Raw genomic sequence first — 22,243 nt, 5'->3', positions numbered from 1 at the left:
TCGTATGGTCCGCGTTGCCCGCATTGCACACGCGTTGCCGCATGCCTGGCGCCGTGTGGCGTCGTTCATGGCGCTCGCGTCGCTCGCGGCTCTGGCCGCTTGCAGCAATCCGTCCCAGACGCATGACGCGCGAATCGCCGCCGATAACCTCACGCTCTTTCCGCTCGCCGCCTACGACCAGAACGTCGATCACTGGCTCGAGCCCGACAGCGCCGGCTACGACAAGCCGTTCCTGAGCCCCGCCGATCAGCAGGCGCATTTCCAGGCGCTTTACGCCCGCTACTTCGGCACCGGGACGAGCGCGCCGTCGCCGTGGAACTCCGCGTATGTGACGATGCGCGTCTATCGCCAGCAAGGCGCGGATGTCGCCGCGCTGCAGCAGCGCCGCATCGCCCGCTTCGACAATACCGGCAAGAGCGGCGCGGGCATCGGTTATGGCGAGAACTTTCGTCCGCACGACAAGGCGTGGATCGACGCCATCGCGCGCAACATGAACGTCGCGCAGTTCACCGAGGCGCCGGTCTACCAGCCGGCACGGCGCGCGATTGCGACCACCAATCTGATGGTGCGCGAACTGCCGACCACCGATCCGTCGTTCTACGATCACCGTCTGGCCGGCGAAGGCTATCCGTTCGACAACCTGCAAATCTCCGCCGTGCGGCCGGGCACGCCGCTGTATGTGCTCGGTACGAGCGTCGACGGTGCATGGCATTACGTGCAGACGCCCGATGTGCAAGGCTGGGTGCGCAGCGACGGCGTCGGCATGGCGAGCGAGCGTTTCGTCGATAGCTGGCGCGCCGCGAGTGCGAAATCGCTCGGTGCGGTGATCGGCGCTTTTACGCCGGTGCGCGATAGCCGCGGCGTGTTCCGCTTCGAGGCGCCCGCGGGCACGCTGCTGCCGTTGGTGGCGGCGTCGGCGGATCGTGCGGTGCGGGGGAGGATGCGGGCTTCCGCGCCAGCGTCCGATGTGAGTTCGAACGACAACGAGGCGGGCATGGACGCCAATGCCGCGCCTCCACCGCCGACGCCTCGCACAGTCCTCGTGCCCGCGCGCGGCGCGGAAGGCGAGGCGTTGATCCGCACGGCCGAACTCGACGACACGCAGATTGCGCCGATGCCGCTCGCCGCCACGCCGCGCCATCTCGCGACGCTGATGAAAGCGCTGATCGGCCGGCCTTATGGCTGGGGCAACAGCGGCCTCTACAACGATTGTTCGTCGGAACTGCAAAGCATCTTCGCGACCTTTGGCGTGTGGCTGCCGCGCCATTCGTCCACGCAGATGAGCGCCGGGCGCATGATCGATCTGTCCGCGTCGACGCCCGCGCAACGGCTCGACTATCTGGCCGCGCATGGCGTGCCGCTGCGCACGCTGATCTACATCGGCGGGCATGTGATGCTTTACATCGGCAATACGACTCGCAACGGCGTCACCGTGCCGGTGGTTTATCAGGACATCTGGGGATTGCGTCCGTCCGACAACAGCCGGCGCGCGGTGATCGGCGGCTCGGTGATTCTGCCGCTCCTCGAACACATTCCCGAGGATGCGACGCTGCAATCGCTCGCGGGCACGCCGACGTTCCAGATCAGCATACTCGGTGCGCCGACCGGCGCGTCGGCGCCTTCGCCGGGTTCCGCGCCGACGCCCGCCGCACCGGCTGATGAGGACAATCCGGCGGGCTAACGACTCGTCGACGATCCGTAGGACTAATAGCCGGGGCGCGTACGTGCGTACGTGCGCGAAATATTTTTTTCGGAGTGTCGATTCGGTGGCGACGCGTTCGTCGTAACGTTGAAAGGCTCGCTGAAACAGTCGGACTTTCAATCCACGAACCAGTTACTTCAAGGAGTCGCCGTCATGAGCAGCCCCGCTGTCAAACCGATCCCGGACGGGATGCACTCGCTCACGCCGTATCTGATTTGCGCCAACGCCGCCGAAGCCATCGCGTTTTATACAAAAGCCTTCAACGCCGTCGAGCAGTTCCGCTTGCCAGGGCCGGGCGGCAAGGTGATGCACGCCTGCCTGAAAATCGGCGATTCAATGCTGATGCTCACCGACGAATGGCCGGAGCACCAGGCGTTCGGCCCGAATCATCTGCAAGGCACGCCGGTGACGATTCACCACTATGTCGAAGATGTCGACGCAAGTTTTCAGCAAGCTGTCAATGCCGGCGCGACCGTGAAGATGCCGGTCACCGACATGTTCTGGGGCGACCGCTACGGCCAGTTGAAAGACCCGTTCGGGCATAGCTGGTCGCTGGCCACGCACAAGCGCGATCTGAGCAAGGAAGAGATCGAGCAGGCGATGGCGGCAATGAAGTAAGGTCTTCGGCCGTTTGGCGACGATGGTCGGTGTGGGCCGTTATAAAGCCGGGCGCGCGCAAGCGTGCCCAACTTCGATGTCTCTGCAAAAACGGCCAGCGCGTCAATGAGTTGCGGAGATTGCGGGGTAGTTATGCACAGCCTTGCAAACAGAATCTGTGGGTAACTTTCCCCGCTGCAAACCGCCCCTCTCTCAAGCCGCCCGCGCCATCGCATCGCCCTCTTCACCACCCAACGCATCGACGAGATCGCCCAGCATGCGCTCGAGCTCCGCGGTCATCAGCGTGAAGTCGGAATCGAACAGCTCGTCGTCGCCTTGAGCGGTTGGGTCGCTTGCTTCCTTCAGCACGTCGAGCGGTGCAATGCGCTTGATCGTCAGCGAAGGCGTCAGCACGAACGACACGCGGTCCTTCCACGTCATCGCGAGCCGCATGCATTGCTTGCCCGCTTCGATGTGACGGCGCATATCTTCCGCGTCCAACGTATGGCCGACGTAACGGACCGTCGCGTTGCCTTCGGTCGGCGAGCGCAATTCGGTATCCTGATCGACGGTGAAGCCGCTCGGCCCCTCACCGGAAAGCAGCCACTCGGTCATGGCCGCGACCGGCGATTGCGTGACGCGCACCGTGCCGAGCGGCAACTGATCAATCGACTTCACGAGCAGGCCGCGCACTTCGTCGGCGACCGTCTGTGACGCCGCGTCGATCACCAGCCAGCCGTTGCGGCAATCGATCCACACGCGCGTATCGCGACGAATGCTAAAGGCGCGCGGCAGCAGTTCGTCGGTGACCTGCTCCTTGAGTTCGCGCATCTGCTTGCGGCCAGGTTTGAAGCCCTGCTGCTCTTCGAGTTCGGCGGCACGCGCTTTCGTCACTTGCGTGACGACCGAAGCCGGCAGCAGCTTCTTCTCCGTGCGGAACGTGAGCAGCAACTGGCCGTTCAGCGCATAAACGAGCGAGTCGTTATCGCGCGGCGACGCCCAGCCGTGGCTTTGCATTTCGACGCTATTGCCGGGCGCGAACGCGTGCGGCGCGAGCCACTTTTCCATTTGTTCCGCCGTGACGGACCACGGAGCGGGAAGACGGTGAAGCTGTAGGTTTTTGAACCACATAGGCGAGATGTCCGACGGGCAAAGCGCGTCATTCTATATGACGGCGCTGGTCAAGCAACTGCGGTGGCCAATTGGCCGATGTCCGCTGGGGCTTCATGAAAAGTCCGCAATGTGCTGCGTCGGTGGCCATTCGTCTGAGGCGCGGTCAAGCCGTAATCGTTTAATGGTTTTGCCGTAGTCGTCGAGGCCCGCGCTTCGCCGCTAAATCGCCTAGACTTTCCGATATGCGCGACGAAGACGGAGGCGGCCATGGCCGACGAAACCGCACCTTGGCAAATGGTCGAATACGAGGGCTTCGAGATTCACGTGGCGCTCATGCCAAAGAATGAGCCGGACGAAGGCAACGCGTCCTACGCGCCGCCGAACGAGGCGAATAACCGCTACACGTATGTCGGCTACGTCTGTCATCCGGGCGCGGACCCGTCGATTCCCGGTCACGCGGTCCCGTTTCATGCGGACGGCGAGGAAAGCTTCGCCAGCAAGGACGACGCGCTGTACGAAGGCGTGCACGTGGGACGCAGCATTGTCGATGGCACGCATCCGGATTTGACCGTGCTGCCGCTGGTCACGGGCGGTGTTTGAGCGTCTGTCGTCAATCACCCGGCAACGGCACGCCGATCGGCACTAGCAAGCCAGCGTTGCCATCTTCCAGCAAGTCCCGCGGCCCGGTCGGGTAACCAGAACCGTGGAACGGAGATGCGGCTGGCAGACGGCGCAACTGCCGGACGTTTATGCCGCACTCTGCTGAAACTGAATCCGATGCAGATGTGCGTACAACCCGTTCTGCGCCAGCAGTTCCCGATGACTGCCGCACTCGACGATATGCCCCGCCTCCATCACAAGGATGCGGTTCGCGCGCTCGATGGTGGACAGCCGGTGCGCGATGACGAGCGTGGTGCGGCCTTTCATCAGCGTTTCGAGCGCGGCCTGCACGTGGCGCTCGGACTCCGAATCCAGCGCCGACGTGGCTTCGTCGAGAATCAGGATCGGCGCGTCCTTGTAGATGGCGCGCGCGATCGCGAGACGCTGGCGCTGGCCGCCGGACAGCATCATGCCGTTGTCGCCGACGAGCGTGTCGATGCCGTTGGGCATCGCGTCGACCGTGTCCCACAGGTTGGCCGCGCGTAGCGCCGCGGTCACCCTGTCGCGGTCGGCTGTCTGGCCGTAAGCGACGTTGTTCGCCACCGTGTCGTTGAAGAGCACGACGTCCTGGCTCACCATCGCGATCTGGCTGCGCAGCGCGTGCAGGTCGTATTCGGGAAGCGCGACGCCGTCGACGAGAATCTCGCCGCCGGTCGGATCGAAAAAGCGCGGCAGCAGGTTCACCAGCGTGGTCTTGCCGCTGCCCGACGGACCCGCGAGCGCGACCATTTCACCCGGCGCCACCTTGAACGAAACCTTGTCCAGCGTGTGGCGATTGTGCGTGGCGTTGGCGCTGTACATGAACGAGACGTCGCGGAACTCCACTTCGCCGCGCGCGCGCTCGAGCGGCTTGCCGCCGCCCGCTGGCTCCGCCGGTTCGTCGATCAGGCCGAAGATCAGCTCGGCCGCCGTCATGCCCCGCTGCAGCGGCTGGTTCACATCCATCAGATGCTTGAGCGGCGAGATGATCAGCAGCATTGACGTGACGAAGGCGACAAAGCCGCCGACCGTGGTCTGATCCGACGACGACTGCACCACCGCGATCGTGATCACGACGGCAAGCGCGATGGACGCGAGGAACTGCGTCAGCGGTTGAGCGAGTCCGCCCGAGACCGTCATGCGCATCGCGTAGCCGCGCAGACGCTTGCTCATCGACGAGAAGCGGTCCATCTCGTACTTCTCGCCGTTATGAACCTTGACGACCTTATAGCCGCCCACGGTTTCCTCGACGATGTAGGACAGCTCGTTGGTCAGCAACTGATGCTCGCGGTTCAGCCGCCGCAGCCGGCGATTGATCTTGCCGACGAGCCAGCCGATGCCCGGCAGCAGCACCGCGACGATCAGCGTGAGCCGCCAGTTCAGATAGAACAGATAGCCGAGCAGGAAGACGACCGTGAGCGAGTCGCGCACCAGCGTGACCAACACGCTCAACAGCACGTTGAGAATCTGGTTGACCTCGAAGACGATCGCGTTGATCACCGTGCTCGCGGTTTCGCGCTGAAAAAACGCGACGCTCGTGTGAATCATGCGGTCGAACATGCGCAGCCGCAGTTCGAGCAGGATCTTGTTGGAGACGTACGCGAGCAGATAGCCGGACGCATATTGCGACACGCCTCGAATCAGCGCGAGGCCAATCACGGCGACGGGCACGAACCATTTCGCGTTATCGCTTGCATGCGCGCCGAAACCTTTGTCGAGCAGCGGCTTGAGCAACGCGGGAATGGCGGCGTCGGTGGCGGCGCTTGCGGCCATCGCGATAATGGCCCCGATGATCACCCACAAGAGCGGCTTGACGAACGGCCACAGGCGCCGGAAAACGACGGCGGGCGACGACGCTTCGCCTTCACCGATGGGTTTGCTTAACGTTGGCTTCGCGCTCAAGGAATCCTCTGGGAATGCGGAACGAGATTCGCGCCGGCGACCGGCTGCCCGCGGCGCGAAGATCGAAAAGCAGCATTGTAAACGGTTGGTGTTGACGCTCGGCCGACGTTTTTTGGGGGGGTTGCGCCGCTTGCCGAAGCATCGTATTGCCCGGGTATACTTGCGCGGCCCGTTGCGCCTCACCGCGCGATCCCTTGCGTCGCTCCGCCTTCACGCCACTCGCCATCACCACTTCAGGTATGCAAGAAACTACCCTCGGCGTCGCCATCATCACCAAAAACGCGGCGGCGCGGCTCGCCGAATGCCTGCAGTCCGTGGCCTTTGCGGACCAGATTGTCGTGATCGACGGCGGCAGCGTCGACGGCACTGCCGACATTGCCCGCGCGCACGGCGCCCAGGTGATCGAACAGACCGACTGGCCAGGCTTCGGCCCGCAAAAGAACCGCGCGGTGGACGCGCTCAACACCGCCTGGATTCTCTCGCTCGACGCCGACGAGATCGTTTCGCCGGAGCTTGCCGCGTCGATTCGCGCGGCGCTCGCGGCACCCACCGCCGACGTCTATGCGGTAGACCGTCTGTCGAGTTTTTGCGGGCACTGGATTCATCACAGCGGCTGGTATCCGGACTGGATTCCGCGCCTCTTCAAGCGCGGCGCCGCGCGTTTCTCCGACGACCTCGTTCACGAACGGCTTGTCTTCGACACGCCCGCGCAACGCCTCACCGGCAAGCTGATGCACTACTCGTACGAGGACTTCGAGTCCGTGCTGCGCAAGCTCGATGCCTATTCGAGCGCCGGCGCGCTGCAGCGTCATGCGGCGGGCCAGCGCGGCAGTTTCGGCAAGGCGCTTGGCCGCGGCGCGTGGGCCTTTGTGCGGACTTACCTGTTGCGCCGAGGCTTTCTGGACGGCCGCGCCGGCTTCATGATCGCGATGTTCAACGCGGAGACGGTGTACTACCGGTTTCTGAAGCTTGCGCGACTCGGGGAAGCGTCGCGTTCGAAGCCCGGCTCAAAGCAACGCCCGTAGCAGCGACACACCCTTAATACACGATCTCAATCGCGCTGCCGGCGAACTGGCCGCGCAGATCGGCCAGCAATTCGTCGGTCGGCTTCACGCGCCAGGCGTCGCCAAGACGCATTTCGCCCTCGGCATTCTCGCTTCGATACACGATCTGAACCGCGAGCCCGTTCGGGATTTGCACCGGCTGACGCTGGCGTCCGTTGTCGCCGCCGTAGCCGCCACCGAAGCCGCCGCTACCGCCATTGCGCCCGCCGCCGTTGCCGCGCGCCGAAGCCGCGGGTGCCGGCGCCGCCTGCGGCTCATCCTTGCCCGCGCTATGCGCTTCGAGCACGCGCCGCAGCGCCAGCGCGTCGGCGTTGCCGTTCATCTTCACTTTCACGGCCTCTGCGTAACGGCAGCGTGCGCGGCCGAGGTCCATGACCGTATCCACCGTGAAGCGGATGCCGCCCGTGAACGCGTCGTTGCGCGCCTGGCCCTGCACGACCAGCAACTCGTCTTCCTTGAAGAGTTGCTTGTTCGCCTCGAAAGTCTCGTTGAACACCGTCACTTCGCATTGACCGGTGCCGTCGTCGAGCAGCGCGATCAGCATCTTGCCGCGCTGGGTCATCTGCGTGCGCAGCGACGCGATGATGCCCGCGACCAGCTTGTCGCGCCCTTCTTTCAATTCGCCGATCTTCTGCCGCACGAAGCGCCGCACTTCGTCCTTGTAGGCGTCGAACAGATGGCCCGACAGATAAAAGCCGAGTGCGGCCTTCTCTTCCTGGAGCTTCTTCTTTTCCGGCCACTCGGGTTCGTCGACGAGTTCGTGGCCTTGCGACGGCGCGTCGCCCATATCGAACAAACCGGCCTGCAACGCATTCGCGCTCGCCTGTTCGGCGGCTTCCATCGCGAGCGAAACGGACGCGATGAGTTGCGCGCGATTCTGATGCAAAGTATCGAACGCGCCGGCGCGAATCAGTGCTTCGACCGTGCGGCGATTAACCACGCGACGGTCGATCCGGTTGCAGAAATCGAAGATGTCGATAAACGGACCGTCTTCGCGCGCGCGCAAAATTTCTTCGATCGCATTCTGCCCGCTGCCCTTGATTGCGCCCAGGCCGTAGCGGATGGTTTTCGAGCGCTTGCCGTCAGGCTCCGCAACCGGTTCGAAACGATACGCCGACAGGTTGATGTCCGGCGGCAGCACCGTCATCTTGTTCGTGATGCAGTCTTCGAACAGGATCTTGACCTTGTCCGTGTCGTCCATCGCGAGCGACATATTCGCCGCCATGAATTCCGCCGGATGGTGCGCCTTCAGCCACGCGGTGTAATACGCGAGCAACGCATACGCGGCCGCGTGCGACTTGTTGAAGCCGTAGCCGGCGAACTTCTCCATCAAGTCGAAAATTTCGTCGGCCTTCTCGCCGGTCAGGCCATTCTTCGCGGCGCCCTGGCGGAACAGCTCGCGATGCTGGGCCATTTCCTCGGCCTTCTTCTTGCCCATCGCGCGACGCAGCAAGTCCGCGCCGCCGAGCGAGTAGCCGCCGATGATCTGCGCCATCTGCATCACCTGCTCCTGGTAGACCATGATGCCGTAGGTCTCTTTCAGAACAGGTTCGACACGCGGGTCCGGATACTCGACCACTTCGCGCCCGTGCTTACGCGCGCAGAAGCTCGGGATCAGGTCCATCGGGCCCGGACGATACAACGCGACGAGCGCGATGATGTCTTCGAAACGGTCGGGCTGCGCGTCCTTCAGCATGCCCTGCATGCCGCGGCTTTCCAGCTGGAACACGGCGACCGTATTCGCTTTCTTGAGAATCGAAAACGAGGCGGGATCGTCGAGCGGCACTTGCGCGAGCGACCAGTCTTTCTTCGACGGATCGAGACGGCGGATATAGCGCTCGGCCCAGTCGAGAATCGTGAGCGTGGTCAGGCCCAAAAAGTCGAACTTGACGAGGCCGACGGCTTCGACGTCGTCCTTGTCGTACTGGCTCACGACGCCGCTTTCGTCGCCCTGTGTGTACAGCGGGCAAAAGTCGGTCAGCTTGCCGGGCGCGATCAGCACGCCGCCCGCATGCATGCCGACGTTACGGGTGAGACCTTCGACGCGTTGTGCGAGCTCGAGCAACTGATGCACTTCGTCTTCGTTGTCGAAGCGCTCCTGCAAGAGCGGCTCTTCCTTCATCGCGTCGGCAATCGTGACGTGCTTGCCCGGCTTGAACGGGATCAGCTTGGCGATGCCGTCCGTGAACATATAGCCGAGATCGAGCACGCGGCCGATGTCGCGCACCGCCGCCTTCGCCGCCATCGTGCCGAAGGTCGCGATCTGCGAGACGGCGTCCGCGCCGTACTTTTCCTTCACGTACTGGATCACGCGGTCGCGGCCGTGCTGGCAGAAGTCGATGTCGAAGTCGGGCATCGACACACGTTCCGGGTTCAGGAAACGTTCGAACAGCAGGTTGTAGCGCAGCGGATCGAGGTCGGTCACGCCGAGCGCGTACGCGACGAGCGAGCCCGCGCCCGAACCCCGGCCCGGCCCCACCGGTACGCCGTTGTTCTTTGCCCAGTTGATGAAGTCCGCGACGATCAGGAAGTAGCCCGGAAAGCCCATCTTGATGATCGTGCCGCACTCGAATTCGAGCCGCTGGTAATACGTGTCGCGCTGCGCGGCGCGCTCGGCTTCATCGGGGTACAACTGCTCGAGACGCTTTTCCAGGCCCTCTTTCGACAGATGCACGAGGTAGTCGTCGAGCGACATGCCGTCGGGCGTCGGAAAGAGCGGCAGTTTCGGCTTGCCGAGTTCGAGTGTGAGATTGCAGCGCTTGGCGATCTCCACCGTATTGGCAAGCGCCGACGGAATGTCCGCGAACAGCGCGGTCATTTCGTCTTGCGTGCGGAAATACTGCTCGGGCGTAAAGCGCTTCTGACGCCGCGGATTCGCGAGGATGTCGCCTTCGGAAATACACACGCGCGCTTCGTGCGCGGTGAAGTCGTCGGGCGTCATGAACTGCATCGGGTGCGTGGCGACCACCGGCAGTTTCAGCGACGCCGCGAGCGCGACCGCCTGCTGCACGTACTGCTCGCCGCCCGGCTGACCGCAGCGCTGCAACTCGATGTAGAAGCCGCCCGGAAACACCTTCGCCCAGTGCAGCGCGTTGCGCTTGGCCGCCTCCTGATTGCCGGCGGCAAGCGCCAAGCCGACGTCGCCCTGCTGCGCGCCCGACAACGCAAGCAAGCCTTCGCCGAGGCCGGATTCCAACCAGCCGGCCTCGATTTCCGCGCGTCCGCGATACTGGTTCGTGAGCGAAGCCTTGCTTAGCAACTCGCACAGATTCAGATAGCCGCGCCGGTCTTTCACCAGTAGCAACAGGCGCGAAGGCTTGTCGCGGTCGTCGGGATTCGTGATCCAGACGTCGCAGCCGGCAATGGGTTTGACCCCTTTGCCGCGCGCTTCCTTGTAGAAACGAACGAGACCGAACGCGTTGCCGAGGTCGGTGAGAGCGAGCGCGCCCTGACCGTCTTTGGCGGCCGCCTTGACGACGTCGTCAAGACGCACGATGCCGTCGGCGATCGAGAATTCGGAGTGGACGCGGAGATGGACGAAGCGGGGATCTGACATGGGCGACATTGTAACCCCAGCCTCCCGGAGATTTCAGCCGCAAAACCGCGTGTTAGCCAACCGGCCTAAGACGCTGCCGCGAGAGCCGCGGGCGTCGACAGTTTCCAGGCTTTTCTGCGCGTCGCTTTGTTCGTGCAGCGACATCGTGCAGCGACATACAGGCGCGTAAGTTTGGCCGGCGTTTGCGCTAACGCAAGCGCCTGGCCGTTTGGCCGAATCGGGGAAAGCGCCGGCTTGAGGGATAATATGGGTTTCGCCTATCCGACGTGGCTGCGGCGCAAGGCATTCAAATGCTCTGACGCGTTCGAGTGCACCCAACAGGCTTTCGGGCTCGCGAGGCATGCGCGCCGCCCGCGGTCGCACCGCGCGCCCGCCTGGCCCCACGCCGCCACTTATTACCGCTGGACACCCATGAGTATCGTCAATCTCGCCGCGTATCATTTCGCGACCATCGAAGACACCGCCGCCTGGCGCCCGCACGTCACCGAGCGCTGCAATGCGCTCGGCTTGCGCGGCACTATTCTGCTCGCGCCCGAAGGCATCAACCTGTTCGTCGCGGGCACGCGCGAGAACACGGACGCTTTTATCGACTACATCCGTCACGATCCGCTGTTCGAAGGCAAGTTCGCGAACCTGCAGTTCAAGGAAAGCCTGTCGGACAAGCAGCCGTTCACGCGCATGCTCGTCAAGCTCAAGCGCGAAATCATCACGATGAAGAAGCCGGCCATTCGCCCGGAACTCGGCCGCGCGCCATTCGTCGACGCCTCCACGCTGAAGACATGGCTCGACCGCGGTCACGACGACCAGGGCCGTCCCGTCGTCATGCTCGACACGCGTAACGCGTTCGAAGTGGATGTCGGCACATTCGACAATGCGCTCGACTATCGCATCACCAAGTTCAGCGAATTCCCGGAAGTGATCGAGCAGAATCGCGCGGACCTGGAAGGCAAGACGGTCGTATCGTTCTGCACGGGCGGCATTCGCTGCGAGAAGGCCGCGATCCATATGAAAGAGGTCGGCATCGAGCACGTGTATCAGCTCGAAGGCGGCATCCTCAAATATTTCGAGGAAGTGGGCGGCGCGCATTATCACGGCGACTGCTTCGTGTTCGATTACCGCACGGCCCTTAATCCGCAGCTCGAGCCGACCGCGACTGCGCAGTGCTTCGGCTGCCGTGCGGTGGTGACGCCCGAAGAGCAGAAATCGCCGATGTATGTGGCGGGCAAGACGTGTCCGCACTGCCATCCGGATAGCAAGGCGGCTCGCGCGGCTTAGGCGGCTTGGCGCGGCGGCGTTTTTCGCCGGCCGCTTCTCACCGCGCACGGAATCAATCTCCAACGCATCGATTCATGACCTATCGCGGACGCTTCGCGCCCTCGCCTACCGGACCACTGCACTTCGGCTCGCTGGTGAGCGCGCTCGCAAGCTGGCTCGACGCGCGCGCGCATCGCGGCGCATGGCTCGTTCGCGTCGAAGATATTGACGGCCCGCGCACGGTGCCGGGCGCCGCGCAGGACATTCTCGCCACGCTCGAGCGCTTCGGCATGCGCGCCGACGAGCCGCCCGTCTGGCAAAGCACCCGCGTCGAGCGTTACAGCCAAGCGCTGGAACAGTTGAAGGCGGCCGGCTTCGTCTATCCGTGCGGCTGTACGCGCAAGGAAATCGCCGACTCGCTGCTGCACGCGCATGCGCGCAACACGACGCTCGCCTATCCGGGCACGTGCCGCAACGGCCTGCACGGCAAGCCGGCGCGCGCGTGGCGGCTGCGCGTGCCGGACGGCGACGCGGCTGTCATCACATTCGAAGATCGCTGGCAGGGCAAGCAGACGCAGAATCTCGCCACCGAAGTCGGCGATTTCGTGCTGAGACGCGCGGACGACCAGTGGGCATATCAACTGGCCGTGGTTGTCGACGACGCCGACGCGGGCATCACGCACATTGTGCGAGGCGCGGATCTGATGGATTCGACGGCGCGGCAGATTTACCTTCAGCAATGCCTCGGCGTGCCGACGCCCCGCTACCTGCATGTACCGGTAGTGACGAACGAGCACGGTGAAAAGCTGAGCAAGCAGAACGGAGCGACCGCGCTCGACTGCGACAAGCCGCTCGAAGCGCTGAACGCGGCGGCAACGCACCTGGGATTGAATCTGGCGGATGGCGGCGCGAGCGGCTCAGTGCACGCCACGCTGGATGATTTCTACGCCGCAGCTACTGCGGCATGGTCGAAGAAAATGCGCTTGACCGTGTGATATGCGCGTGGCCGTTTCACGGCTAACTAACGCGCCTGGCAATGCGTGCCCCGCGGTTAAGCGGCTTGGCGCGAAATCTTGGGACGGTGCGGCTCGGGGCGAGCCCGCACGACGAGCCCGCAACAACCAACCTTACGACGACGACTTCCGCGGCATGCCGAACCCTCCCAGCAACGCCGCGAGCGGCTGCTTCGAAGACGGCTTCTGCGGCGCGGACCCGGCGGCCTCGGCCTCTTCCACCTTGCGAACCGAAGCAGGCGACGGCTCGTAAGGCTTCAGGAAAAAATCGTCCACGGGCTGCGCGCGGTGATGATGCGGCCGGTCGTACGAACCCGACGGCGCACCCGAACGGCGGCGAGCGCCCCGCTCTTCACGACCCTCACGGCCCTCGCGACCTTCGCTGCGCTCACGGCGCGGCGCGCGCTCTTCGTGATGATGACGCACAGGCGTGTCCACGGTCAGACGCAGCACCTCGAGCGGACGCTTGATGAGCTTCTCGATGTCCGCCAGTTGCTTGCGCTCGTTCGGGCTGCACAGCGACAACGCGTCGCCGGAAGCGCCCGCGCGGCCCGTGCGGCCGATACGGTGCACATAGTCTTCCGCGTTGAACGGCAGATCGAAGTTGATCACGGCCGGCAATTCGGCGATGTCCAGACCGCGCGCGGCGACGTCCGTTGCGACCAGCGCCTCGATCTCGCCGCGCTTGAACGCGTCGAGCGCCTGCATACGCTCGTTCTGCGTTCGGTCGCCGTGAATCGCGGTCGCGACCACGCCGTCGCGCTCCAGGCTGCGCGCCAGACGGCTCGCGCCGATCTTGCTGTTGCAGAACACGATCACCTGCTTGAGGCTGCGCTCGCGGATCAACTGGACGACGGCGCCGGTCTTGTCGCCCTCGGCCACTTCATAGACGATCTGCGTGACATTGGTCGCCGTCGAGTTGCTGCGCGCGACTTCGATGGTTTGCGGATCGCGCAGATACGTGGCCGCGAGCTTCTTGATTTCGCCGGAGAATGTGGCCGAAAACAGCAGCGTCTGACGCTCTTTCGGCAGCAGATTCAGAATGCGCTGCAAGTCCGGCAGGAAGCCCATGTCGAGCATCCGGTCGGCTTCGTCGAGCACGAGGATCTGCACCTGGCCCAGATTGGCGGTTTTCTGCTGCACGTGATCGAGCAGACGGCCCGGCGTGGCGATCAGAATTTCGACGCCGCGGCGCAACTGCTCGGACTGCGGGTTCATGTCCACGCCGCCGAACACCACGGCGCTGCGCAGCGCCGTGTGCTTCGCATACGACTGGACGTTCGCGGCAACCTGGTCGGCGAGTTCGCGGGTCGGCGTGAGGATCAGCGCGCGTACCGGATGGCGCGCGGGCGACGCGCTCGTGCTTGCCTGCGGCAACAGCCGCTGGATGATCGGCAGCGAAAAACTCGCGGTCTTGCCGGTGCCGGTTTGCGCGGCGCCCATGACGTCGCGGCCTGCCAGCACGACAGGAATGGCCTGCGCCTGAATCGGCGTGGGCGTGGTGTAGCCCGATTCCTTGACTGCTTTCAGGATGTCGGGTGCGAGACCGAATTGGTCAAAAGTCGCAGTGCTGGGCGTGACGGCTGTGTCGGACATGGTGGCTTTCGCTAAAAATGCGCTTGGCGCGTGCGCGCGGCAGCGGTCGGAACCGCAGAAGGCATCAGGATGAAGGCGGAGCCACGGCGTTCCGCACGGGACCCGTCGCTATTGCGGGAAAGGATGCGGCCGGCTCCGGCCGGCGGAAATACCCGCCGGAAAGGCCGGTATTGTAGCACTTCAGCAAAAACACTCATGGCGCATGCGCCGGCTTTCTGCTTGTGCGGCAAAGGCACGGCGCCGCATCCCGGCGCGCGCCGCCGTGCGCCTCGCCCGGCGAGCGTAGTGCGTTGAAACGACAGTCGCATGACAGAGCGGAAAAGCGGTTTTGCGGGACCGTGCTGCTGTCGTCGCAGCCGGTCCCGGCAGACGCAGCGTCGAGCAACACCTTGCCCGCCGCTATTCGGCCCATTTTGCGGCCGCTACAGGCAATCGCGTGCATTGCAGTGCGCGCCGCCCGTGAATCTCGCCGCCTCGCCAACTCGCGTGCCTCACCAACTCTCGCGCCTCACCAACTCTCGCGCCTCACCAACTCTCGCGCCTCACCACGTCTCGCGCATCACCATCAGACGCAGCTCGGTCATGTCCTCGATCGCGTAGCGCACGCCCTCGCGCCCGAGCCCCGAGTCCTTCACGCCGCCATAAGGCATGTTGTCGACGCGGAACGACGGCACGTCGTTGATCACGACGCCGCCCACTTCCAGTTCGTCCCACGCGCGGTGCGCGTGCGCGAGCGAATCGGTGAAGACGCCCGCCTGCAGGCCGAAGTCGCTGTCGTTGACGGTCGCGAGCGCCGCGCCGAAATCGTCGAAACGCTCCAGAATGGCGACCGGCCCGAACGCTTCCTTGCGATACAGGTCGGTGTCGCGCTTCACGCCTTCGAGCAGCGTCGCCTCGAACATCGCGCCTTCCACCTTTCCGCCCGCGACGATTTTCGCTCCCGCCTGCACCGCGCTTTCCATCCAGCCGGCGAGGCGCTTCGATTCCGATTCGGAGATCATCGGCCCGACGAAGGTCTTTTCGTCCTTCGGATCGCCCATCACCAGCGACTTGGTTTTAGCGATCAGCTTCTCGCGCAGCGCGTCGTAGAGGCTCGCGTGCACGAGAATCCGCTGCACGCCGATACAGCTTTGCCCCGACTGATAGAACGCGCCGAACGCGAGCCGGTCGACCACGTAGTCGAGCTTGCCGCCCTGATCGCCGTCGACGATCGCGGCCGCATTGCCGCCCAGTTCGAGAATCACCTTCTTCTTGCCGGCTTTTTTCTTCAGCTCCCAGCCCACCGCCGGCGAGCCGGTGAACGACAGCAGCTTGAAGCGTTCGTCGGTGGTGAAGAGATCGGCGCCGTCGCGATGCGCGGGAAGAATCGAGAACGCGCCCTTCGGCAGGTCCGTTTCCGCAAGAATCTCACCCATGATCAGCGCGCCGACCGGCGTGCGGCTTGCCGGCTTCAGCACGAACGGCACGCCCGCGGCGATGGCCGGCGCGACCTTGTGCGCGGTCAGATTCAGCGGAAAATTAAACGGCGAGATAAACGAGCACGGGCCGATCGGCACGCGCTTTACATAGCCGTGATAGCCGTTCGCGCGCGGCGAAATCTGCAGATTCACGATCTCGCCGTCGATGCGCACGGCTTCCTCGGCCGCGACCTTGAACGTGTCGATTAGCCGCGTGACTTCACCCTTCGAATCGTTGATCGGCTTGCCCGCCTCGATGCACAGCGCGAGCGCGAGTTCGTCGTAACGTTCGCGAAAGCGCTTCCCGCAATGCTCGAGCACCGCCTGGCGCTTGAACGGCGGGAACGCGCGCAGCGCGGGCATTGCATCGACCGCGAAGCCGATCGCCTTGTCGATCGCGGCCGCGTCGGCCATCGCGACGCGCGTCGCGACTTCGCCGCTGAATTTGTCGGTGACTTCGAGATCCGTATTCGCAGCCACCGCTTCGTTCGCGAGGTAGTACGGGTAGGTCTTGTTCAACATCACGCGTTCTCCTTCCGATAGATGACAGCGGCAACTCGGGCCTTCTTGCACGAGCAGGAAGCCGAACCCGCGCCGCTCACAATTGCGCGGACAGCCGCTTGATCTCGCGGTTCAGCACGCGCTCGTTATCCGAATAGTCAATGGGCAGGTCGATCACATGCACGCCCGGCGTCGCGAAACACTCGCGCAGCAAGGGCGCGAACTGCTCCGCCGATTCGATCCGATGCCCCTTTGCGCCATAGCTCTGCGCATACGCGACGAAGTCCGGATTCGCCAGCGTCATGCCGTAGTCGGGGAAGTTCATGTTCTCCTGCTTCCAGCGGATCATGCCGAACGCGTCGTCGCGCAAAATCAGAATCACGAGATCGAGCTTCAGACGCACCGCCGTTTCGAGTTCCTGTGAGTTCATCATGAAGCCGCCGTCGCCGCACACGGCCATGACCTTGCGCTCCGGATGCACGATCTTGGTGGCGATGGCCGACGGCAAGCCCGCGCCCATCGAGGCCAGCGCGTTATCGAGCAACAGCGAATTCGGTTCGTGCGCGCGGTAATAGCGCGCGAACCAGATCTTGTACATGCCGTTGTCCAGACACACGATGCCGTCCACCGGCGTGGTCTCGTACACGTCGTTGACCACGCGCACCGGATACATGGGAAAGCGGTCGTCGTGCTGGCCCTTCACCAGATGCGCCTCGAAATGCTCCTTGATCTCCTTGAAGCGCGTGAAGTCCCAATGCTCCTGACGCTCCTTGAGGCTTTCCTTCAGTTGCCACACCGCGTTGGCGATGTCGCCGACCACCTCGATCTGCGGGAAGTACACCGTGTCCACTTCCGCGCCGAGGAAGTTCACATGAATCACCGTTTTCTCGCCGGCCTCGCCGCTGCGCATGAAGAACGGCGGCTTCTCGATCACGTCATGCCCGACGTTGATGATGCAGTCGGCGTGATCGATCGCGCGATGCACAAAGTCGCCATCGGACAAGGTCGCGTTGCCGAGCCACATCGGATGCGATTCGTCGATCACGCCCTTGCCCATCTGCGTCGTGAAAAACGGAATGCCGGTCTGGTCGACGAATTCGCGCAGCATCTTCGTCGTGGTCTTGCGATTGCCGCCCGCGCCGATCATTAGCAACGGATGCTTCGCTTTCGTGATCGCCTCGACCGCGCGCGCGACCGCTTTTTCTTCCGCGACCGGACGCCGGCTGTAGCTCTTCGGAATCGGCTTGCCGTCGCCTTCCTCATGCGCGACGTCCTCGGGCAGTTCGAGATGCGTGGCGCCGGGGCGTTCTTCTTCCGCCTGCCGCACGGCTTCGCGCACGGCCGCCGGAATATTCGCGATCGACACGATCTGGCGCGTGTATTTGGTGAGCGGCTCCATCATCCGCACGACGTCGACGATCTGAAAATGGCCCTGCTTGCTCGACTTGATCGGCTTCTGGCCGGTCACCATCAGCATCGGCATGCCGCCCAGTTGCGCGTACGCGGCCGCGGTCACGAAGTTGGTGGCGCCGGGGCCGAGCGTCGCGAGACAGACGCCCGTGCGGCCAGTCAGGCGTCCATAGGTCGCGGCCATGAAGCCCGCCGCCTGTTCGTGACGCGTCAGGATCAAACGGATTTTCGAGCGGCGCAGCGATTCTAGAAGATCGAGATTCTCTTCACCGGGGATGCCGAACACGTACTCGACACCTTCGGCTTCCAGCGATTTGACGAACAGGTCCGATGCTTTCATGGAGGGTCTCGCTTGATGGTATGGACGCGGACGTGACGCCGGGCCGTGGGTGAGCGGAAACGGACTTTCGGAGACTCGGGGCGACTGTAAAAGACGGTGATGATCGCGACGACAGCAACCGTCGCGGCGACGCGCCGAAGGTCACGCCGGACAGCTTACTACTCAGGGGGAAATGATGCGCGCACGCTGGCAATGCTGCGTGGCTGAAGAAAGAAACAGGCGGCTTCGACGCGCCGCTCGATGATGTCGAGCGGGCGCGTTCGGTCGAAGCTCACCCTAAGCTCAGCGATTGAGCGTAATACAGTCGGACAAAACCGGCGTTGCGTCCTCGCCGGCCATGACGTCGTAGAGATCGGCGCGCGGGCCCTTGGTCCACCACGTATAGCTGCCGGCCTGATATTTCACGCCCGACGCCGCTATCGTGTTGACGAACAGCAGTTGCTTGCCCTTCACCGGCACGAGCGCGAAGCTCTGGCCATTGGCCGTGTTCCAGTAAGTGACGTGCAGAATCTTGCCGGTCGCGCACGTGTATTTGCGCGTCTGGCGGCTTTTGGCCTGAACCTCGTCGAGCTGCGAGGGCGCGGCGAACGTATAGCCGCAGATCGCCGCGAGGCTCACTGCAAGCAGCGTTTTTTTCATTGGATGCCCCGGTCGTTGCGGATCAAGGGTCGATGACATCGGCGCAGGCGTCGGTCGGTGCGGCGGCTACGTGTCCGACCACCGGCACGATCTTCAGCCCCGCCGACGCAATGCGGCACGGCGCGGCCGCGAGTCCGCAGCCCGTCAATCCGGCGCACAGCGCGAGCAGCACGCCGAGAGAACCAAGCGTGCGGACAGAGCCGGCCGCGGTGCGCCGCGTTGCCACGCGCGCCGCTTCGTAACTGGATTCCTGCGGGGATTCCTGCGACATACCTACCTCGACTTCAATGAACCCGCGATTCGTTCGATGGGCTCGGATCATTCACACCAGCTTTGCGGACATAAGCCCGGCGCACATCATCGCGCGGATTTCGCCGACACCGGACGCACCGCCGCCGCAGCCTCTTTCGCACGCGAGCGTGCTTCGCCGATGTTCTCGCCGGTCGCGAGCGCAACGCCCATGCGGCGCTTGACGAAACTCTCCGGCTTGCCGAAGAGACGCAAGTCCGCATTCGGCACGGCAAGCGCGGCGGCGACGCCTTCGAATGCAATACCGGCCTCGTCGAGCCCGCCGTAAATCACGGCCGACGCACCCGGCGCACGCAACGACGTGTCCACCGGCAAACCGAGAATCGCGCGCGCGTGCAGTTCGAATTCCGAAAAGCGTTGCGAGCACAACGTGACGAGGCCTGTGTCGTGCGGACGCGGACTGACTTCCGAGAACCATACGTCATCGCCGCGCACGAAAAGTTCCACGCCGAAGAGTCCACGCCCGCCGAGCGCGGCCGTGACCTTGTGCGCGACTTCGCGCGAACGCTCGAGCGCGAGCGGGCTCATCGGCTGCGGCTGCCACGATTCGACGTAATCGCCCGCGACCTGCACATGGCCGATCGGATCGCAGAAATACGTGGCGACTTCGCCGTTCGACGGATCGACCGCGCGCACCGTCAACTGCGTGATCTCGTACTCGAAGTCGATAAAGCCTTCGACGATCACGCGCCCATGATTCACGCGGCCGCCGGCCATCGCGTATTGCCAGGCCGGTTCGACGTCCGCGTCGCTGCGCAGTACCGATTGCCCTTTACCCGACGACGACATGACCGGCTTCACGACGCACGGATAGCCCACTTTTGCGATGCCCGCGCGCAGTTCATCGAGCGAATCGGCGAATGCATACGGCGAGGTCGGCAAGCCCAGTTCCTCGGCGGCGAGGCGCCGGATGCCTTCGCGGTTCATCGTGAGTTGCGTGGCGCGCGCGGTCGGGATCACTTCGGCGATGCCGTCGGTTTCGATTGCGGCCAGCGCGTCTGTCGCGATCGCCTCGATTTCCGGCACGATCAAATGCGGACGCTCCTGTTCGACAAGTGCGCGCAGCGCGGCGCGGTCGGTCATGTCGATCACGTGCGAGCGATGCGCGACCTGATGCCCCGGCGCATTCGGATAACGGTCGACGGCAATCACTTCGACGCCCAGCCGTTGCAGCGCGATGATCACCTCCTTGCCGAGTTCGCCCGCGCCGAGCAGCATGACGCGCGTGGCGGATTCAGAAAGGGGCGTGCCGATCCGTTGGCCGATCTGCATGAGGTCTCCAGATAAAAGTCGGATGAGGGTGGGATTGGGTGGAACACGATGTTAACATGCGGACCCCTCGCCGCGGCTTGCTCGCGGCGGCCGGTTTTAATCCGCACGCGAAGCGCAACGGGTCGCTACATGACGCCGCACGGCACGGCGCGGCGCACGCAGGCAGCGCCTAGTCAGTTCGCGCCAATGTCCACGAGCGCGCCGCGTGCCGAGTGCGTTACCCTTACGCCTTTGCCAGTTTGAAGAGGAACGACGCCATGCAACCACGCTTGTCCACGCGACGTCTTGCGCGCATCGCCCCTTACGCGCGCACGGCCCTCGCCGCGTTGAGCGTCGCGGCGCTGCTCGGCGCATGCGCGATTCCGAAACATCCGGATTCGGAAGCAGCCGCGCCTGACCCGTTCAACCCCGCCGCGACGCAATTGCTCGATGACACGAGCTGGACGCTCACTGCATGGAAGCAGTCGGACGGCACGGCGCGCACGGTTCCGTTCGCGAACCTCGGCACGCCGATCACGCTGACGCTTTCGACCGCCGGAGGCCAGCGGCACGCGAGCGGCTTTTCCGGCTGTAACCGCTATATGGGCTCGTACGCGCTGAAGGACGGCAAGCTCTCGTTCGGCACACTCGGCGGCACGCGCATGGCCTGCGCGACGCCGGGCGGACAGATCGAAAGCACTTATCTGAACGCGCTCACGCATATCGCGCGAACCGGCGTGCAGATGCGCGCGCCGCAGCAGATGCAGCTCGTGCTCGACAACGGCGATACGCTGGTGTTCGAGCGCAGCGGCAGTAGTGACAAATAAGCGGGAAATAGTGGCGAAGCGAACGGCGCGTGAGTTCGAGTTGTCCGGCGCGCCGCCCGCTTTGCACGAGGACGCAGGCATACTTGCGTCCGCCTTCGAAGCGTTGCGCTTCGCCGGTTTAAACTCGACGGATTGCGTTTTTGCCAATCCGTCATTCGTCGATGTCTAGTATGCACACGGTAGTTTTCGGCTGGTTCGGCGGGTCGGCCGTCTGGTTCATTCCTCTCATCTGGCGGCTCATCAAGTCGATGTTGCCGGGCGGCGCGGGCTTGCGCGGCCCCGGCACGATCCGGCTATGGCTCGGCTTCATCTGTGCGATGGTGGCGAGCTGCACGCTCGAGGCGTCGCTGATCGGCGCGGCCGGTATGAACTCGATCGGTCACGCGCTCGCGGCGGGCTTCGGCCATCTGCTCGGGCATATCGGCACGCCGCTCGCGGCGCTCGCGCTCTTGGTCGTCAGCCTGCCGTGGCTGATCGGCTTTCACTGGAGCGAGTTCCTCGCGTGGGCGGACGGCGCGTTCGGCCTCGGCCTCGCGTCGCGCGGTCTTGCGAAACGCGACGACGAAGCGCGCCGCCATCGCGCGCTCGACGACGGTGCGCCGCCGCACATCTCCAGTTCGATGAACACGATGGCGCCCAAAAGCAAGGGGCGCTACGCGCGGCCGACCGTGTGGCGGCCGCCTGTCAAGGGACGGGTTGCGGGCGGTGCGGCTGTCGGCGGTGCGGGTTCGGTGGCGGCTGGACCGGCTGCTGGCCGGGATGCGGGAGCGCGCGCGGCTGCGCAAGGGTGGCGTGGCGGGCAAGGTGTGACGCGCGGCCAGGTTGCGCCAGTTGAGCCGGTGTTGCGGACTGGTAGCGCGATGCCCGCTCGGCAGGCTTCGGGGCAGACGCCGGTGTCTGCGTCCGGTGCTGGGAAATCGGGTTGGTCGCCGGCTGAGCCGGTTGCGCCGGCTGGGTGGTTGCGGGAAGGGAGTCCGCGGTCGGGGGCGGGTGCGAAGGTCGGCGTTGGTGGTGTTGGTGGTGTTGGTGGTGTTGGTGGTGTTGGTGGTGTTGGTGGTGTTGGTGGTGTTGGT

General features: G+C 64.2%; 17 protein-coding genes. 8 read left to right on the top strand and 9 right to left on the bottom strand.

The window, feature by feature from the left end:
- Positions 1–4: 4 nt before the first annotated feature.
- Both P0D87_RS24860 and P0D87_RS24855 read left to right on the top strand, forming a co-directional pair.
- Positions 5–1,681, top strand: a complete 1,677-nt coding sequence (locus tag P0D87_RS24860; RefSeq protein ID WP_053857753.1) for an SH3 domain-containing C40 family peptidase — start codon at positions 5–7, stop codon at positions 1,679–1,681.
- A 174-nt stretch (positions 1,682–1,855) separates the two neighbouring features.
- Positions 1,856–2,320, top strand: coding sequence for a VOC family protein (locus tag P0D87_RS24855; RefSeq protein WP_006048344.1), 465 nt, complete (start codon positions 1,856–1,858; stop codon positions 2,318–2,320).
- A 192-nt stretch (positions 2,321–2,512) separates the two neighbouring features.
- Here P0D87_RS24855 and P0D87_RS24850 read toward each other — a convergent pair whose 3' ends face one another.
- The gene (locus P0D87_RS24850) at positions 2,513–3,430 is read right to left on the bottom strand and encodes a recombination-associated protein RdgC (RefSeq protein ID WP_029969958.1); all 918 of its coding nucleotides are present in this window, start codon (positions 3,428–3,430) and stop codon (positions 2,513–2,515) included.
- Between the two features lie 249 nt (positions 3,431–3,679).
- Between P0D87_RS24850 and P0D87_RS24845 the strand changes: the two genes are divergently transcribed.
- Positions 3,680–4,012, top strand: a complete 333-nt coding sequence (locus tag P0D87_RS24845) for a hypothetical protein (RefSeq protein WP_006048346.1) — start codon at positions 3,680–3,682, stop codon at positions 4,010–4,012.
- A gap of 147 nt (positions 4,013–4,159) precedes the next feature.
- On the opposite strand, the gene msbA is transcribed toward P0D87_RS24845, so the two are convergent.
- Positions 4,160–5,953 carry a lipid A export permease/ATP-binding protein MsbA gene (gene msbA / locus P0D87_RS24840; protein WP_006048347.1) on the bottom strand — a complete coding sequence of 598 codons (1,794 nt, stop codon included), beginning with the start codon at positions 5,951–5,953 and terminating at the stop codon, positions 4,160–4,162.
- A gap of 239 nt (positions 5,954–6,192) precedes the next feature.
- Between msbA and P0D87_RS24835 the strand changes: the two genes are divergently transcribed.
- Positions 6,193–6,978, top strand: a complete 786-nt coding sequence (locus P0D87_RS24835) for a glycosyltransferase family 2 protein (RefSeq protein ID WP_053857752.1) — start codon at positions 6,193–6,195, stop codon at positions 6,976–6,978.
- Between the two features lie 13 nt (positions 6,979–6,991).
- Here the strand turns inward: P0D87_RS24835 and dnaE are convergent, their stop codons facing one another.
- The gene (gene dnaE, locus P0D87_RS24830) at positions 6,992–10,582 is read right to left on the bottom strand and encodes a DNA polymerase III subunit alpha (protein WP_053857751.1); all 3,591 of its coding nucleotides are present in this window, start codon (positions 10,580–10,582) and stop codon (positions 6,992–6,994) included.
- A 402-nt stretch (positions 10,583–10,984) separates the two neighbouring features.
- Here dnaE and P0D87_RS24825 point away from each other — a divergent pair, with 402 nt between their 5' ends.
- A complete protein-coding gene (locus P0D87_RS24825; protein ID WP_029969960.1) occupies positions 10,985–11,848 on the top strand; it encodes a sulfurtransferase in 864 nt (287 codons plus the stop codon).
- A gap of 74 nt (positions 11,849–11,922) precedes the next feature.
- Positions 11,923–12,822 (top strand): tRNA glutamyl-Q(34) synthetase GluQRS, encoded by a 900-nt coding sequence (gene gluQRS, locus P0D87_RS24820; protein ID WP_053857750.1) that lies wholly within the window; start codon positions 11,923–11,925, stop codon positions 12,820–12,822.
- A gap of 132 nt (positions 12,823–12,954) precedes the next feature.
- Here the strand turns inward: gluQRS and P0D87_RS24815 are convergent, their stop codons facing one another.
- The 6 genes from P0D87_RS24815 to purT form a co-directional block, all read right to left on the bottom strand.
- Entirely contained in the window at positions 12,955–14,436 is a 1,482-nt protein-coding gene (locus P0D87_RS24815; protein WP_006048352.1) for a DEAD/DEAH box helicase, read from the bottom strand.
- A 542-nt stretch (positions 14,437–14,978) separates the two neighbouring features.
- Positions 14,979–16,415, bottom strand: a complete 1,437-nt coding sequence (locus P0D87_RS24810; RefSeq protein WP_053857749.1) for an aldehyde dehydrogenase family protein — start codon at positions 16,413–16,415, stop codon at positions 14,979–14,981.
- A gap of 76 nt (positions 16,416–16,491) precedes the next feature.
- Positions 16,492–18,144: an acetolactate synthase large subunit gene (locus tag P0D87_RS24805; protein ID WP_053857748.1), complete on the bottom strand. Its 1,653-nt coding sequence runs from the start codon at positions 18,142–18,144 to the stop codon at positions 16,492–16,494.
- Between the two features lie 282 nt (positions 18,145–18,426).
- Positions 18,427–18,783 carry an MliC family protein gene (locus P0D87_RS24800; protein ID WP_029969966.1) on the bottom strand — a complete coding sequence of 119 codons (357 nt, stop codon included), beginning with the start codon at positions 18,781–18,783 and terminating at the stop codon, positions 18,427–18,429.
- A gap of 22 nt (positions 18,784–18,805) precedes the next feature.
- Positions 18,806–19,054, bottom strand: a complete 249-nt coding sequence (locus P0D87_RS24795) for a DUF6726 family protein (protein ID WP_029969968.1) — start codon at positions 19,052–19,054, stop codon at positions 18,806–18,808.
- 86 nt (positions 19,055–19,140) lie between these two features.
- Entirely contained in the window at positions 19,141–20,364 is a 1,224-nt protein-coding gene (purT, locus tag P0D87_RS24790; protein ID WP_053857747.1) for a formate-dependent phosphoribosylglycinamide formyltransferase, read from the bottom strand.
- A gap of 257 nt (positions 20,365–20,621) precedes the next feature.
- Here purT and P0D87_RS24785 point away from each other — a divergent pair, with 257 nt between their 5' ends.
- Entirely contained in the window at positions 20,622–21,170 is a 549-nt protein-coding gene (locus P0D87_RS24785) for an META domain-containing protein (RefSeq protein ID WP_006048358.1), read from the top strand.
- Positions 21,171–21,340: 170 nt separating this feature from the next.
- Positions 21,341–22,243 (top strand): DNA translocase FtsK 4TM domain-containing protein (locus tag P0D87_RS24780; protein WP_459252723.1); only part of this gene is annotated, 903 nt, incomplete at its 3' end.

The sequence above is a fragment of the Paraburkholderia sp. RL17-368-BIF-A genome (assembly GCF_046054045.1).
GTDB lineage: Bacteria > Pseudomonadota > Gammaproteobacteria > Burkholderiales > Burkholderiaceae > Paraburkholderia > Paraburkholderia graminis.
Note: the sequence above shows the minus strand (reverse complement) of the source record. Positions and strands in the feature narration are given on the sequence as shown.

Excerpts from the sequence above, each read along its gene's own strand:
- P0D87_RS24810 (WP_053857749.1), bottom strand. The coding sequence starts at position 16,415 with ATGTTGAACAAGACCTACCCGTACTACCTCGCGAACGAAGCGGTGGCT.
- P0D87_RS24845 (WP_006048346.1), top strand. The coding sequence starts at position 3,680 with ATGGCCGACGAAACCGCACCTTGGCAAATGGTCGAATACGAGGGCTTC.
- P0D87_RS24855 (WP_006048344.1), top strand. The coding sequence starts at position 1,856 with ATGAGCAGCCCCGCTGTCAAACCGATCCCGGACGGGATGCACTCGCTC.
- P0D87_RS24800 (WP_029969966.1), bottom strand. The coding sequence starts at position 18,783 with ATGAAAAAAACGCTGCTTGCAGTGAGCCTCGCGGCGATCTGCGGCTAT.
- P0D87_RS24805 (WP_053857748.1), bottom strand. The coding sequence starts at position 18,144 with ATGAAAGCATCGGACCTGTTCGTCAAATCGCTGGAAGCCGAAGGTGTC.
- purT (WP_053857747.1), bottom strand. The coding sequence starts at position 20,364 with ATGCAGATCGGCCAACGGATCGGCACGCCCCTTTCTGAATCCGCCACG.
- P0D87_RS24795 (WP_029969968.1), bottom strand. The coding sequence starts at position 19,054 with ATGTCGCAGGAATCCCCGCAGGAATCCAGTTACGAAGCGGCGCGCGTG.
- P0D87_RS24850 (WP_029969958.1), bottom strand. The coding sequence starts at position 3,430 with ATGTGGTTCAAAAACCTACAGCTTCACCGTCTTCCCGCTCCGTGGTCC.
- P0D87_RS24860 (WP_053857753.1), top strand. The coding sequence starts at position 5 with ATGGTCCGCGTTGCCCGCATTGCACACGCGTTGCCGCATGCCTGGCGC.
- gluQRS (WP_053857750.1), top strand. The coding sequence starts at position 11,923 with ATGACCTATCGCGGACGCTTCGCGCCCTCGCCTACCGGACCACTGCAC.
- dnaE (WP_053857751.1), bottom strand. The coding sequence starts at position 10,582 with ATGTCGCCCATGTCAGATCCCCGCTTCGTCCATCTCCGCGTCCACTCC.
- P0D87_RS24815 (WP_006048352.1), bottom strand. The coding sequence starts at position 14,436 with ATGTCCGACACAGCCGTCACGCCCAGCACTGCGACTTTTGACCAATTC.
- P0D87_RS24825 (WP_029969960.1), top strand. The coding sequence starts at position 10,985 with ATGAGTATCGTCAATCTCGCCGCGTATCATTTCGCGACCATCGAAGAC.
- P0D87_RS24785 (WP_006048358.1), top strand. The coding sequence starts at position 20,622 with ATGCAACCACGCTTGTCCACGCGACGTCTTGCGCGCATCGCCCCTTAC.
- P0D87_RS24835 (WP_053857752.1), top strand. The coding sequence starts at position 6,193 with ATGCAAGAAACTACCCTCGGCGTCGCCATCATCACCAAAAACGCGGCG.